A 13,504-nucleotide genomic window follows, 5' to 3' on the forward strand; every position below is an offset into this window, starting at 1 on the left:
TTCTGGGTACAATCACGCATTTGTTGTCACAGGTTGAAGTGGATAAACCTCAGAATTAAGTGCGATCTTCAATACTGCATTGGCTTGCAACGGCTCATTGAACCAATATTCTCTGTACCACCTATCCTCTTCTATCCATTCTGAAACCATCATCATAGGACAGCCGGAAAATCGACCGCCCGGCTCTAAATTGACGCTCCAGGGCTGGCGCCCCTGTCCTTCCAAAACCAGTATGCAATCTGGGTTGCTGGGTTGATCGTTGAGGAAATCATCACTAAGCTGAACCCAACTTGGGCGATTAACGCTGAGTCTTATAGCCATCTCAAGCCGCTCCAAGTCACGATGCTCTATGGATTTTTCTAGGAAGCTTGTAACTTCAATCTCGATATTTTCCGTGATGTGATCGAGCAGTACCCGGAAATCAGTGACCAAACAAGCCAGTTCATCATCGGCTGTGAACCCCCAATAACTGGCATAGCTACCATCCCCGTATCCACTTCCAAAAGCGATCGCATTGCCCCCAGTATCAGGGTCTAGGGTAAGATTGAAAGTGGCCCGATTATCGGGGTCTAGGGTGAGATTGAAGCCACTCCGATCCACAATTTGCTGAGATCGGTAGGTTAATTGAGTTACCAGATCCTGATCTGCTAGCCAGTTATGCAATTGCCAGCTTTGTTCAATGGCACGATCGACTAGATCCTGCAATTCTTCATCAGAACGCCGCTCAACTACCTGAGCATCGACAAAACACCCCATTCCCGCATCAACACCATAGCCAAAAAACTGATTCCGTCTTAACTCGGCCAAATCCTCACCTGGACGCACAGCCATCTCCCAACGGACAGGGGATTCAGAGCAAAACTCAACCATCGCACAGGCAGTGCGCCCACTGTCAACCACACTTAGCAACACAGGATAGCGCCCTGGTGGAACGGTTCTGCTAAACGGGTCAACGTCTTTGCACCACAGCCAACCGGGGTCGCAAGCAATAATACGCCCTGAAGGTAAAACTAAGTCACCCGCCTGAACAACATCACTGGTTATGCGACCCTCTGTGAGCGATTCGTAGACTTGATTGGGCTCGAATGCTGCGAGGAAGTTGGTATGAGCCTTTAGGGACATGAGGCGATCGCAGTTGGATAGAACATTTTTACTACTCTAATATATGATTTTTGGTTCAATATCAAAGATTGCTTGGGTAAGCCATATCTATTTAACCGGACTTGATATGACTGGCATAAAATCTTAACCTGTATCGGATTGAGTGTCTGGTACAACTTGCAAAAGAATTACATTGCTGTGGCGATCGCCACTGAGCAAAAACTTAACTTCCCCAGTCGCACCGTTAACTTTAAAGTTAGAATTAGCCAAAGTCTTAGCAAACAGAACTCGTCCTGCTTCACTGCTATAAGGTTAATCGCGATCACCCACAGGTAAGCTCAGTATAAACCCTGTTTGACCAAGTATTGCAGCATCTAGCTTGATATCGCCGCCGTGGGCCCGTGCAATTTCCCTTGCTAAACTTAGCCCCAATCCCGATCCCTCTATTTTTTGGATCTGAGTGGAGTCACCGCGATGGAAGCGCTCAAAAATGCGATCGCGCTCCCTCAAAGAAATATCCTGAGAACTATTGACAATTTTCACAATTACTCTTTTTCCCTGACATTTAGCCTGTAACCTGAGCCAACCCTTCGGTAAATTATATTTAATCGCATTACCAACCAGATTTTGCAAAACCTGCACCAGCAAATCGCGATCGCCCTTGATATATAAATTAGGAGCAATTGCCATTTGTACATCTAAATGCGGTGCCAGCAGTTCCATATCTTCGGCAATTTCCGATAGCAAATCCGACATATTCACCTCAACCAAATGTAAACCCATACGTCCGGCATCGGCGTGAGAAAGTAAGAGAAGTTTACGGGTTATTTCACTCAAACGGCGCACTTCATCCAATAAATTACTCAGCGTCTGCTGCACCTCAGAACCCGACTCAACTTGATGCAAAGCCCGTTCTAGTTGACCTTGCAAAATTGCCAGCGGAGTCTTTAATTCGTGAGCAGCATCTCCACTAAAACGAGAAGCTTGTTTAAAACTTCGTTCTAGACGTTCTAACATCTGATTGAACACAAAAATTAATTCTACAAACTCTATATCGGTTGCTCCGTCAGGGACGCGCCGATCTAGCCCCTGCACGGTAACATTGCGAATTGCCATCGTGAGTCGCTCAATTGGATAGAGAATACTCCGCGATATGACCCAGGCTCCACCCGCTACGAGTAAAAGCACTACGGGAATAGAAATTAGAAAGATATTGCGAATCGATGCCATTTCCCGATCGATCGCTTGTAAGTTAACAGCGATGGCTGCTTGATTATAAGGAGAATTAATTGCGCCAACACGCCAAATTGCAGTCCTAGTATGCTGGGTTGCTAGCTTAGCTTTGGGCACTTGAGGAGGATGAAGTGAATCGAATGGTGGCCTATCAAATGGGGGTCTATCCTGTCGAGGTCGATCGTGTGGGGGCAGATCCTGTGGGGGTCGATCCTGTGGGGGTCGATCCTGTGGAGGTCGATCGAATGGGGGTCTGCTTTCGGGCGGTGGAAATAAATTGAGGCGATCTGGTGGTGGTGGATCTAGTGGATTTTGTCGGGGGGGAGGTTCTGATTCAAAATCTATTATGTCAGGATTACCAGGGTGTAGTGGCAACGATTGCCAGATAGAATTCGCATCAAGTCCATCTTGCCACTGGCTCGATTTGTAGATTAAATTACCATCTCTTTGAGCCACTAGCAAAGCCACAGTTGTTTCTCCATTCATGCCCAAAAGTAATGGCAAAGAATCAGTATAAGCATCCCATTCGGGCGATCGCGGGCGGGTAGCGTGGATTAATTGAGTTTCTATTCCAGCATCAAGACGCTTGACTTTAGCATCGTAAATCAACCACCAGGAAACAACTCCAAAGCCAATCAGAGCAATACTTGCAAGAACAGAAGATGATAGAGCAATGCGAAAGCGGAAAGATTGGAGTTTCATGATGGTGAATCTGGTTTGCGAAACCGATAGCCAACGCCGCGCACACTCTCAACCCATCCTGTACCGCCAATCGGTTCAATTTTCTTGCGAATGCGTTGAATACATACATCTACTACATTCGTATTCGGATTAAAATCATAACCCCAGATATGTTCGAGGATTTGCGTGCGGGTGAGTACCCTACCGGGCGATCGCATTAGATATTCCAACAGATTAAACTCGCGGCTTGTAAGTTCTACCGCATGGCGATCGCAAGTAACTTCTCGGAGAATGCGATCGAGCTTAACTGGGCCAACGCTCAGAATATTTTGCCCACCGCCTGAAGCCCGCCGCACCACAGCATAAATCCGAGCCACTAGCTCCTCAACAAAAAATGGTTTAGCTAAATAGTCATCAGCACCGAGATGTAACCCTTCAATGCGATCGTCGAGTTCATTGCGAGCAGTTAATAAAATCACGGGTACGTTGCGTCCCGCCTTTCGCAGATGTTTGAGAATAGATAATCCATCTTTTCCCGGCAATACAATATCCAGGACGATCGCATCGTACTCATTATCCATCGCCCGCCCATAGCCATCATTGCCATTATCGCAATAATCCACAACAAAGCCTTGTTCTTTCAAGCCCATACAAACAAAATTGGCGATTTTTTCTTCATCTTCAACGTAGAGAACATTCATAGATTTACCTATCCGGTTGCGATTATACGGCCATCAGGGAATTACTTAAATTACAAAACTGTAATCCATCCACACTGTTGCAGGTAATGTTTGGGGAATTTGATGTAGTTATAAACATTTTTAGGTCGGCGATCGTAACTATCATGAAAATTGCTTCACTACTCGCGTTACCTGCTACAGCCTTGCTGCTGGGATTTAGCAGCTTGACTTTTCCCGATCGAACTACAGCTAATTCTAATACTGTACTAGCCCAGAGCCAACCAGAACCCAGTCAAGAGCGGAGACGCCCGCCCCGTATAGATTTTGCCGCAGCAGCCAAACAATTAGGAGTCACCGAAGCGGAGTTAATCGAAGCTTTGGGCCTACCCGCCAAACCCCCGGAACCACCAAGTGAAAATAATCGCCCGCCCAGCCCACCGCCCCGTCCTCGTTTAGATATTCCCGGTGCAGCGAAAAAGTTGGGAGTCACCGAAGCAGAGTTGATTAAAATTCTGGGCATTCCACCGCGTCCACCCGGCGATCGTAATGTACCTCAAAATTCCGAACAACGCTAATTTCTTCACATTACAAAACTGTAATCCTAGGACAGGGATAAATGTCATATTCCACCAGCTTAATGATTGTAGAGACTAACTCAAAGGCAGATCGATAATTCATTTCTTTAGCATGACAACTGCTTCAAACTTAGAAAATTAATCCAGGTAATTACATCATGCCAGCACTATTTCCTAATTCAATTAATGCACCGGGCAATCCTCCTCAAAACCAAGGCGCACCGGGCAACCAACCTCCCCAAAATCAAGGCGCAGCGGGCAACCAACCTCCTCAAAATCAAGGCGCAGCGGGCAACCAACCTCCTCAAAATCAAGGCGCAGCGGGCAACCAACCTCCCCAAAATCAAGGCGCAGCGGGCAATCCTCCCGAAAACCAAGGCGCACCGGGCAATCCTCCAGAGCAAAATCAGGGCGCAGCGGGCAATCCCCCTCAAAATCAAGGCGCAGCGGGCAACCAACCTCCTCAAAACCAGGGCGAAATTGGCAATATTCCTCCTCAAAACCAGGGCGGAATCGGCAATCTTCCTCCTCAAAACCAGGGCGAAATCGGCAATATTCCTCCTCAAAACCAAGGCGCACCTGGCAATCCTCCTCCCCAAAATCAAGGCGCACCGGGTGGCAATCCTCCTCCTCAAAATCAGGAAGCACAACTTACGAATTCTGCTTTACCTCCCCAAAACCCAACTCCACCCCCTCCGCCAGCTAACAGTATTAGCACCACAGGAGGAAACGACAATATTACCGGAGATAGTTTAGATAACTTTATCCTAGGCAGTAGCGGCACAGATACCATAACTGGAGGAGCAGGCACGGATACAATTAGCTATCTTTCCCTGGGCAGCGGCATTACCATTGAGGCTAAAGGTATTGTAGATAAAGGCGCAGCCGGTACAGATACCCTGCAAAACATAGAACAAATAATTGCTCCTTTAGGACAGATTAATACCATTGATGCTTCTACAGGTAGCGGCACAGCTTCTATTAATGTGGATTTGTCGCAGAATCGTTTGGCGGTTAACAATTTACCCGGTATCGGCACTCTGAATTTTACTGTAGAGAATTTTGTTAATGTCACAGGAACTCCGAATGTAGATGTCCTTACGGGAAACATCCAAAACAATTCTTTAGTAGGAGGAGATGGTAACGATACACTCTCTGGTTTGCGCGGCAATGATACCCTGATTGGAGTAAATCCATTGAGTGCTACACCGGGAAGCAATGATACGGATGTGCTGATTGGGGGTCGGGGTAGAGATACTTTTGTTCTCGGTGATGCGGCAATTAGCTACTATCAGGGAACAGGAGTTGCACTGATTCAGGATTTCCAACAGGGAATCGATCGCATTCAGTTACGTGGGAGTCTCTCTGACTACAATATTGTTGGTAACTCCATCAATTTGGCTGGTACATCTGACCAAATTGCTGTAATTCAAGGCGGCTTTACCCCTGATAGTTTCATATTCGTGTAATATCAATTCCGGTAACATCGGAATAGTAAAATCCAGTTAACAGTCAACAATCACCGATGTTGCAACCGAAATTGATATAAATCATCTGCGTTAATCTGTGTTAATCTGCCATCATCTGCGGTTAAAAAAAGAGAATGTGTTAACCGCAGATGACAATGGATTGACGCTGATTCACGCAGATGAAAGGAGCAAAAGCACTAATGTTCTGCAAATGCCGATCGCTCTTTAATCCAATCGAGTAAAATAGGATTGACCAATTCCGGCGCTTCATCTTGCGGGCAGTGTCCCACTCCCTCCAAAGGAATAAACTTTTCAACAGCCGGAAACTTTGCCAATTCTCGCCCCAATGCGATCGGCTCCCAAGGGTCATCTGTCCCCCACAAAATCAAAGCCGGACAGCTCAAACGCGGCAACAAATCCTCCGGTAGCGGGCCTTGAGAATAACTGATAAATGCTACAAATACTTCGACTGCGCCGCTGTCTTTGGCAGGTTCCAGCAGCATATTTACCAGTTCGTCGCTGACAGCTTCAGGACGGCGATAAGCTTGCAAAAGCACTTTTTTTACTGTTTTTGGCGTTGCTAATTGTTTAAAAAATAGTTGACTTATCCACTTGACATTTAAAACTTTTTGTGCAATTGGCGCTCCAAAACTGCGATACCAAGGCAATTCGGCGCGTTTGCGATCGTGCAGCAACCGCAGGGAACAATTGAGTAAAATTACGCCAGAAGCAATGTCGGGAAAATCAACAGCCGCTTGCATAATTGCCACGCAGCCGATCGAATTTCCCACCAAAAAAGCCGGCCCGCCCGCAACTTCCCGACAAAAATCAGCAATTAGCTGTCCCCAAGTTTCAAAAGTATAGTCAATCTCAAGTTTGGGCGCGGGTTTAGCAGAAGCGCCAAAACCGATGAGGTCGATCGCATAACAGCGACAATCAGCCGCCAGCGCCGGCAAATTCTTGCGCCAGTGGCCCCAAGACGCACCAAAACCGTGGACAAACACCACCGCAGGCCCCTGGGAACCCGCAGCCTGGTAGCAAATCGGAAAGCCTTTCCACAGCCAAGTTTGAGGCGCAACAACTGTTGACAAAGCGGGAGTAGAAGATGTCATGCGATTTTAGATTTTAGATTTTAGATGAATGCAAGGCTGCAAAGAACTCAAGTCAATACTACAAACCGTATCGCAATTCGAGGCAACCGCTAGGACAGAAATCCCAAACCCTCCTTCCCTCTGCGCCCTCTGCGCCCTCTGCGCCCTCTGCGGTTAATTCCTCTTCCTTCTTCGTTTGCAGTTAGAGCCGATATTATGTCACGATTAAACCTGCTGACTTCTTTGCTGTATTAAAATTTCCCTTATGCCAACGATCGTTTCCACTGCTGTCGTACCGTTTCTGGGGTCAGAAATCGTACCAGACTACGACACCGCCAAAGTAGTTATCTTACCAATTCCCTACGAAGCTACCACCACTTACCGCCGGGGGTGCGAAAACGGGCCCGCTAAACTTCTAGAAGCTTCTCATCAACTCGAGTGCTACGACGAAGAATTGGACTCCGAAGTTTGCTACGATGTCGGAATTTATACACAAGAGCCGATCGCCGATACCCGCAACAGGCAACCAGTTTCATCCTCAGAAATGCTGCGAGTCACCCAAGCCGCAGTGCATCAGCTAGTTACCGAAAATAAATTTGTCATCTCCCTCGGAGGGGAACACAGCATCACTGCCGGCGTTGTCGAAGGTTATCGCCAAGCATACCCGGATGAACCTTTCACAGTCGTGCAAATCGACGCCCACGGCGACTTGCGGCACGAATACGAAGGCTCGATCCACAACCACGCCTGCGTGATGCGGCGTATTGTGGATATGGGCTTACCGACACTGCAAATCGGGATTCGCGCTATCTGCAAAGAAGAAGCAGACTTGATTAAAGCAAAACAGCTAAACGTGATTCGAGCTAGGGAAATCGCTACTCAACCGGATTGGGCCGATCGGGCAATTGCCAGCATAACAACTAAGCGAGTATTTTTGACGATCGACTTAGACGGCATCGATCCGACTTTAATTCCAGGGGTGGGAACACCGGAACCGGGCGGGTTAAATTGGTATTCCCTCACCGCATTTTTGCGCCGCATCTTCGAGTCCTACGAAGTAATCGGGTGTGACATTATGGAATTAGCACCTATTGTAGATTCTGTAGTCTCAGAATTTACCGCCGCCAAATTAGCATACAAACTTATTGGATACCAAGCTCTGGCTCAAGGTTGGCTAAAGCCAGACGAGGGATAAATCGCGAAGTACGAATCACAATAGGCTGTTGGCAAGGCTAGAATTAAGCTAAAGCCAAACAACAGCCAATTTTATTCGTGCTGACAGTTTCATTTTTCATGCTGGCAAATACTGCTCTTCACCTCCTGAAAACATGAGTTTACTAATCGATACAACCGGTACTCCCATTAACGGCTACGCTCCCGATTTTGAACTGCCGGGAGTGGACGAAGAAGTTCACCATTTAGCTCGATATTTAGAAAAGTTTCGGGCGATAGCGGTGATATTTATGTGCAATCATTGCCCTTACGTGCAGTTGTATCTCAATCGTATGAAAGAACTTCAAGCAGATTTTCAAGATCGAGAGGTTACTTTAATCGGGATTAATGCTAATGATGCAAACCAGTATCCCGACGACAGTTTTGAGAACATGAAAATTTTTGCCGCCAACAATCAACTCAACTTCCCGTACATCCGGGATGTTGCTCAAGATGTGGCTGAAAGTTTTGGGGCTTCTAAAACGCCGGAGGTTTTTTTGTTAGACCAAGACGGCAAACTGCGCTATAAAGGTTTAATTGACGACAACGCTGACGATCCGGCGACGGTGCAGGTTTCTTATCTGCGGAGTGCGATCGACCAATTGCTCAACAGTCAACCCGTTGAGCCTTCAACTACAGAGGCGATAGGCTGTTCCGTCAAATGGCGATCGTAGTCATTAGTCAGCAGTCATCAGTCATTAGAAGATGATAATCCTGGACAAACAGACTCTACTTGTAAGGTGTGCGCGGCGCACCTTACTACTACAAATAGTGTAGATTGTCCTATGGCAAATTAGAAGATAGCCCTGTGGAAAGAAAACGTATTTTCAACTCGATCGTCGCAGCCGCTGTAGCGCTGACACTGCTGATTAGTTGGAACTTGTTTCAAAGCGTTTCCCCAACAACAGCGCAGCAGCGAACCTCTTTAACTGTATCTGCTGCTATCAGTCTGTCGCAAGCTTTAGGGGAAATCAAGACTGTTTATCAAAGCAGCAATCCCAATATTACTATCACTTATAATTTCGGTGCTTCCGGCGCTCTAAAACAGCAAATCCAGCAAGGAGCACCGGTAGATGTATTTTTAAGCGCCGCTACACAACAAATGAACGAATTGCAGCAATCTAACCTGCTAATTAACGACACGCGCCGCAATTTGCTGACAAATCGCCTAGTTTTGATTGCTCCCAAAAACGGTGTTGCTTTGAGCGATTTCAAACAGTTGACAGATGCCAGAATCAAGAAAATTGCGATCGGCGAACCGAAAAGCGTACCTGTGGGCCAATACGCTCAGGAAATGTTAACTAAGCTTGGATTGTGGCAGCAACTCCAGCCAAAATTAGTGCTAGCAAATAACGTCCGCCAAGTTCTGACATTTGTCGAAAGCGGCAATGCGGATGCTGGCATAGTTTATGCGACTGACGCCAAAGCCTCCGACAAAGTAACTGTGCTGCTAACGGCTGCCGAAAATTTGCACTCGCCCATTGTTTATCCGCTGGCAGTTATCAGAAACAGTCGCAATCCGGCTGCTGCGAAAGCGTTTGTTGACTTTTTGGCGGGCGATCGCGCTAAAATAGTATTTCAGAAATACGGGTTTGGCATAGTTAGATAACTAACTAATTATGGATTTTTTACCGCTGATGAAAGCAGATAAGCGCTGATTAACGCAGATGTATTTATAGATGGAATTTGATATTTCTCCGCTCTGGATATCTCTAAAATCCTCCGCTATTGCGACATTTATCACCTTTTTTCTGGGAATAGCGGCCGCCCGGTGGATGCTTTCAACTCGCATCAGAGGTAAAGCTTTGATTGAAGGCATTTTAATTTCTCCCTTAGTTTTGCCGCCGACTGTAGTGGGATTTTTGCTGCTGCTGCTGTTTGGGAGAAATGGGGCGATCGGGCAATTTTTGCTACAATTCGACTTAACTATAATTTTCACTTGGCAAGCTGCCGCCATTACTGCCACAGTTGTATCATTTCCCCTCATGTACAAAACTGCTTTGGGAGCTTTTGAGCAAATTGATGCGAATCTTCTCAATGCAGCCCGCACTTTGGGAGCCTCGGAGTGGCAAGTCTTTTGGCGCATTATGTTGCCGCTAGCATGGCCGGGAATTTTAGCAGGAACTATTCTCGCATTTGCTCGCGCTTTGGGTGAATTCGGCGCGACGCTGATGTTAGCGGGGAACATTCCCGGACAAACTCAAACTATCCCGATGGCAATTTATTTTGCTGTGGAAGCAGGGGATATGAGGCAAGCTGCTATTTGGGTTTTGATTATTCTTAGTCTTTCTTTGAGCGTGCTAACTGCTGTTAATTTTTGGACTGATTTACAAAGGATATCGCCCAAACCAAATTCGAGCCAAAAACTGGAATCTAATTTTCCCAAAGCTGCCTCTTCTTCTACCACAAAGTCCACAACAAAACAACCTGAAAGCGGACTTTGTTTAAACATTTTTAAACCTCTCTCCGGCTTTGCCTTGGATGTTGGCTTCGATATCAGCCCGGAAGTGCTGGGAATTTTGGGCGCATCAGGTTCCGGCAAAAGCATGACTCTGCGCTGCATCGCTGGTTTGGAAACTCCCAGCAGCGGTAAAATTGCAGTCAACGGCCGGGTTTTATTTGACTCAGCACAGGGCATTAATGTACCTTCTAAAGACCGCCGCATCGGTTTTTTGTTTCAAAATTACGCTTTATTTCCTCACTTGACTGTGGCTGAAAATATTGCGTTTGGCTTGCAGCATTTATCAGAAAGCGAGCAAGAACTTCGGGTAAAAGAACAACTAATTTCGGTGCAAATGTCGGGACTGGAAAACCGCTACCCGCACGAACTTTCGGGGGGCCAACAGCAGCGGGTGGCTTTGGCGAGGGCGATCGCCCCTTCTCCCGATTTGCTGCTGTTAGACGAACCGTTTTCTGCTTTGGATACTCACTTACGCAGTCAACTGGAAGGGGAGTTAATGCAGACTCTGGCTAATTATCGGGGAATTACTTTGTTTGTCAGCCACAATTTAGACGAAGTTTACCGGCTGTGCAAAAATCTGTTGGTATTGGCCCAGGGAAAGCCGATCGCCTTTGATACCAAAGAAAACATTTTCGATCGCCCCCCCAACTTCACTGTCGCCCAGTTGACGGGCTGCAAGAATTTCTCAGCAGCTAAACCGATCTCCGTAACTCTCGTGGAGGCGATCGACTGGGGCTGTACTCTGAGTGTAGTTGAACCAATTCCCAAATCTCTAGTTTCTGTGGGAATTCGGGCTCATCAACTGATTTTTGTTAGCGGGTGCGATCGTGAAAATACTTTTGCTTGTTGGATCGCCTCGACTGTGGAAACTCCGCACCGGGTGACATTATATCTCAAATTGCACTCGCCTCCCAATGATTCCCAAGATTATCACTTGCAAGCCGAATTTTTCAAGGAAAACTGGAGGGCTATTAAGGACAATCATTTTCCCTGGTATGTTCATTTCGAGCCAATTAGGTTAATATTAATGGAAGCCTGAGTTAACTAGGAATATACCGTTAACCGTCAACACTCAACAGTTAACCGTCAACACTCACCAGCTAAATACATCTTAACCCAACCTCTAATCATGACTGAAAAAGTTAAAAAAACAGACGCTGAATGGCAACAACAACTCACGCCCGAACAGTTTAAAGTCACCCGCAAAAAAGGAACAGAAAGAGCTTTTAGCGGGGAATATCACGACAACAAAAAATCCGGAACTTATAAGTGTATTTGCTGCGGCACTGAGCTATTTAAATCAGAAACAAAGTACGATTCCGGTACCGGTTGGCCGAGTTTCTACGCTCCCGTTAGCGAAGAAAATGTCAAGTGTGAGTCCGATAACACTTTGTTCATGCGCCGAACAGAGGTACTGTGCGCTGTTTGCGACGCTCATCTCGGTCACGTATTTAACGACGGGCCGAAACCTACCGGTCAGCGTTACTGCATGAATTCTGCTGCTCTTAATTTCGTCCCCAAGGATTAAATTTAGTCAACCGTTCTCACTCAACTGTTCTGGAACAGACTTTTGGGTCTGTTCTGGGTAATTGATGTTCAAAATGCACCCGTACTGCTATCTTATGGTGGAGGCAAAAAGAGTAAAAAAATAGTGGCGGCATGGGGATGGTTTATCAGCGAGTTTTGCTGAAGCTCAGCGGTGAAGCGCTTATGGGTAGCTTGGGCTACGGCATCGATCCGGTAGTCGTTCAGTCGATCGCCCAGGAAGTTGCCAAAGTCGTGTCGCAAGGCATTCAAATCGCGATTGTTGTCGGTGGCGGCAACATTTTTCGCGGGGTGAAAGCTGCTTCGGCAGGGATGGATCGGGCAACGGCTGATTATGTGGGCATGATTGCGACGGTGATGAATGCTATCACTTTGCAGGATGCCCTGGAACAAGCAGGAGTGCCAACGAGGGTGCAATCGGCGATCGCCATGCAAGAAGTAGCTGAACCCTACATCCGGCGGCGGGCAATTCGCCACCTCGAAAAAAAACGAGTAGTGATTTTCGGTGCCGGTTCTGGCAACCCTTTTTTTACTACTGATACTACAGCCGCTTTGCGGGCGGCTGAAATTGATGCAGAGGTGATTTTTAAAGCTACTAAGGTAGATGGGGTGTACGATTCCGACCCCCACCTCAACCCCAACGCGCGCAGGTATCAAACCCTCACCTATGCCCACGTCTTGAATCAAGATTTGCGGGTGATGGACAGTACGGCGATCGCCCTTTGCAAAGAAAATAATATTCCTATTATGGTATTTGACCTCTCGGTGTCGGGCAACATCTACCGAGCTGTAATGGGAGAATCTATTGGAACTCTTGTCGGAGGTTTTTGTGAAGTTAGCTGACGCAGAAGATCATATGCAAAAGGCAGTTGAGGCTACTCAACGGTCTTTTAATACTATTCGGACGGGACGGGCCAACGCCTCTCTCCTCGATCGAGTCATGGTAGACTACTACGGCTCTCCAACTCCGATCAAATCCCTTGCCAACATCGGCACCCCGGATGCGACTACGATCACCATTCAACCGTTCGATCGCACAGCGCTCAACTCGATCGAAAAAGCAATTTCCCTGTCCGATGTAGGACTCGTTCCCAACAACGACGGTTCAGTTATTCGCTTGAACATTCCGCCACTGACGAGCGACAGACGCCAAGAATTTGTCAAAATGGCCGGGAAGTTTGCTGAAGAAGGTAAAGTTGCAATTCGCAATATCCGCCGCGATGCCGTTGACTCGATTCGCAAGCAGGAAAAAAGCAGCGATATCTCTAAAGATGAATCCCGGGACTTGCAAGATAAAATTCAAAAGCTGACGGACAAGTACATTGGCAAAATAGAAGAAGTTCTGGCAGCGAAAGAGAAAGATATCACGACTGTTTAGGGAATCGGAAATTTGGCAGGGGGAATAGGAATAGTTTTGAGATTGCCGAGATCCGGCCGCGAACAACCAGCAGACGCT

General features: G+C 47.0%; 15 protein-coding genes. 9 read left to right on the forward strand and 6 right to left on the reverse strand.

All coding sequences use genetic code 11. From position 1 onward, the window contains the following. Window positions 1–12: 12 nt before the first annotated feature. From QUA25_RS00120 to QUA25_RS00135, 4 genes are all read right to left on the reverse strand, one after another. On the reverse strand, window positions 13–1,122 hold the full coding sequence (locus tag QUA25_RS00120) for a DUF4241 domain-containing protein (RefSeq protein WP_333034621.1): 1,110 nt from the start codon (window positions 1,120–1,122) through the stop codon (window positions 13–15). Between the two features lie 123 nt (window positions 1,123–1,245). Continuing rightward, the gene (locus QUA25_RS00125) at window positions 1,246–1,371 is read right to left on the reverse strand and encodes a hypothetical protein (RefSeq protein ID WP_333034622.1); all 126 of its coding nucleotides are present in this window, start codon (window positions 1,369–1,371) and stop codon (window positions 1,246–1,248) included. 42 nt (window positions 1,372–1,413) lie between these two features. Beyond that, entirely contained in the window at window positions 1,414–3,036 is a 1,623-nt protein-coding gene (locus QUA25_RS00130; RefSeq protein WP_333034624.1) for an ATP-binding protein, read from the reverse strand. Beyond that, window positions 3,033–3,716: a response regulator transcription factor gene (locus tag QUA25_RS00135; protein WP_333034626.1), complete on the reverse strand. Its 684-nt coding sequence runs from the start codon at window positions 3,714–3,716 to the stop codon at window positions 3,033–3,035. The genes QUA25_RS00130 and QUA25_RS00135 overlap by 4 nt, the downstream gene beginning before the upstream one ends. Before the next feature lie 143 nt (window positions 3,717–3,859). Between QUA25_RS00135 and QUA25_RS00140 the strand changes: the two genes are divergently transcribed. Continuing rightward, a complete protein-coding gene (locus QUA25_RS00140; RefSeq protein WP_333034627.1) occupies window positions 3,860–4,270 on the forward strand; it encodes a hypothetical protein in 411 nt (136 codons plus the stop codon). A gap of 158 nt (window positions 4,271–4,428) precedes the next feature. Continuing rightward, window positions 4,429–5,739, forward strand: a complete 1,311-nt coding sequence (locus tag QUA25_RS00145; RefSeq protein WP_333034629.1) for a M10 family metallopeptidase C-terminal domain-containing protein — start codon at window positions 4,429–4,431, stop codon at window positions 5,737–5,739. 197 nt (window positions 5,740–5,936) lie between these two features. Here QUA25_RS00145 and QUA25_RS00150 read toward each other — a convergent pair whose 3' ends face one another. After that, entirely contained in the window at window positions 5,937–6,851 is a 915-nt protein-coding gene (locus QUA25_RS00150; RefSeq protein ID WP_333034630.1) for an alpha/beta fold hydrolase, read from the reverse strand. 244 nt (window positions 6,852–7,095) lie between these two features. Between QUA25_RS00150 and speB the strand changes: the two genes are divergently transcribed. From speB to modA, 3 genes are all read left to right on the forward strand, one after another. Further along, the gene (gene speB, locus QUA25_RS00155; protein ID WP_333034631.1) at window positions 7,096–8,025 is read left to right on the forward strand and encodes an agmatinase; all 930 of its coding nucleotides are present in this window, start codon (window positions 7,096–7,098) and stop codon (window positions 8,023–8,025) included. 133 nt (window positions 8,026–8,158) lie between these two features. After that, a complete protein-coding gene (locus tag QUA25_RS00160; RefSeq protein WP_333034632.1) occupies window positions 8,159–8,716 on the forward strand; it encodes a thioredoxin family protein in 558 nt (185 codons plus the stop codon). A 134-nt stretch (window positions 8,717–8,850) separates the two neighbouring features. Then, complete coding sequence (modA, locus tag QUA25_RS00165; RefSeq protein ID WP_333034634.1) at window positions 8,851–9,651, forward strand: molybdate ABC transporter substrate-binding protein; 801 nt, start codon at window positions 8,851–8,853, stop codon at window positions 9,649–9,651. Here the strand turns inward: modA and QUA25_RS00170 are convergent, their stop codons facing one another. Next, window positions 9,652–9,861, reverse strand: coding sequence for a hypothetical protein (locus QUA25_RS00170; protein WP_333034956.1), 210 nt, complete (start codon window positions 9,859–9,861; stop codon window positions 9,652–9,654). It abuts the gene before it with no gap. On the opposite strand from QUA25_RS00170, the gene modB reads away from it, so the two are divergent. The 4 genes from modB to frr all read left to right on the forward strand — a co-directional run bounded on the left by modB (window position 9,782) and on the right by frr (window position 13,426). Next, on the forward strand, window positions 9,782–11,542 hold the full coding sequence (gene modB / locus QUA25_RS00175; protein WP_333034948.1) for a molybdate ABC transporter permease subunit: 1,761 nt from the start codon (window positions 9,782–9,784) through the stop codon (window positions 11,540–11,542). The two genes, QUA25_RS00170 and modB, sit on opposite strands and share 80 nt — an antisense overlap. A gap of 90 nt (window positions 11,543–11,632) precedes the next feature. Beyond that, window positions 11,633–12,031, forward strand: a complete 399-nt coding sequence (gene msrB / locus QUA25_RS00180) for a peptide-methionine (R)-S-oxide reductase MsrB (RefSeq protein ID WP_333034636.1) — start codon at window positions 11,633–11,635, stop codon at window positions 12,029–12,031. Window positions 12,032–12,162: 131 nt separating this feature from the next. Continuing rightward, window positions 12,163–12,891, forward strand: a complete 729-nt coding sequence (gene pyrH, locus QUA25_RS00185) for a UMP kinase (RefSeq protein WP_071884014.1) — start codon at window positions 12,163–12,165, stop codon at window positions 12,889–12,891. Continuing rightward, on the forward strand, window positions 12,878–13,426 hold the full coding sequence (gene frr, locus QUA25_RS00190; RefSeq protein WP_333034638.1) for a ribosome recycling factor: 549 nt from the start codon (window positions 12,878–12,880) through the stop codon (window positions 13,424–13,426). The genes pyrH and frr overlap by 14 nt, the downstream gene beginning before the upstream one ends. Window positions 13,427–13,504: the final 78 nt, after the last annotated feature.

This window comes from Microcoleus sp. Pol17C6 (assembly GCF_036701145.1).
Classification (GTDB): Bacteria; Cyanobacteriota; Cyanobacteriia; order Cyanobacteriales; family Microcoleaceae; genus Microcoleus.

Excerpts from the sequence above, each read along its gene's own strand:
- QUA25_RS00170 (WP_333034956.1), bottom strand. The coding sequence starts at position 9,861 with ATGCCTTCAATCAAAGCTTTACCTCTGATGCGAGTTGAAAGCATCCAC.
- QUA25_RS00140 (WP_333034627.1), top strand. The coding sequence starts at position 3,860 with ATGAAAATTGCTTCACTACTCGCGTTACCTGCTACAGCCTTGCTGCTG.
- QUA25_RS00135 (WP_333034626.1), bottom strand. The coding sequence starts at position 3,716 with ATGAATGTTCTCTACGTTGAAGATGAAGAAAAAATCGCCAATTTTGTT.
- speB (WP_333034631.1), top strand. The coding sequence starts at position 7,096 with ATGCCAACGATCGTTTCCACTGCTGTCGTACCGTTTCTGGGGTCAGAA.
- QUA25_RS00150 (WP_333034630.1), bottom strand. The coding sequence starts at position 6,851 with ATGACATCTTCTACTCCCGCTTTGTCAACAGTTGTTGCGCCTCAAACT.
- QUA25_RS00160 (WP_333034632.1), top strand. The coding sequence starts at position 8,159 with ATGAGTTTACTAATCGATACAACCGGTACTCCCATTAACGGCTACGCT.
- QUA25_RS00120 (WP_333034621.1), bottom strand. The coding sequence starts at position 1,122 with ATGTCCCTAAAGGCTCATACCAACTTCCTCGCAGCATTCGAGCCCAAT.
- pyrH (WP_071884014.1), top strand. The coding sequence starts at position 12,163 with ATGGGGATGGTTTATCAGCGAGTTTTGCTGAAGCTCAGCGGTGAAGCG.
- msrB (WP_333034636.1), top strand. The coding sequence starts at position 11,633 with ATGACTGAAAAAGTTAAAAAAACAGACGCTGAATGGCAACAACAACTC.
- QUA25_RS00145 (WP_333034629.1), top strand. The coding sequence starts at position 4,429 with ATGCCAGCACTATTTCCTAATTCAATTAATGCACCGGGCAATCCTCCT.
- QUA25_RS00130 (WP_333034624.1), bottom strand. The coding sequence starts at position 3,036 with ATGAAACTCCAATCTTTCCGCTTTCGCATTGCTCTATCATCTTCTGTT.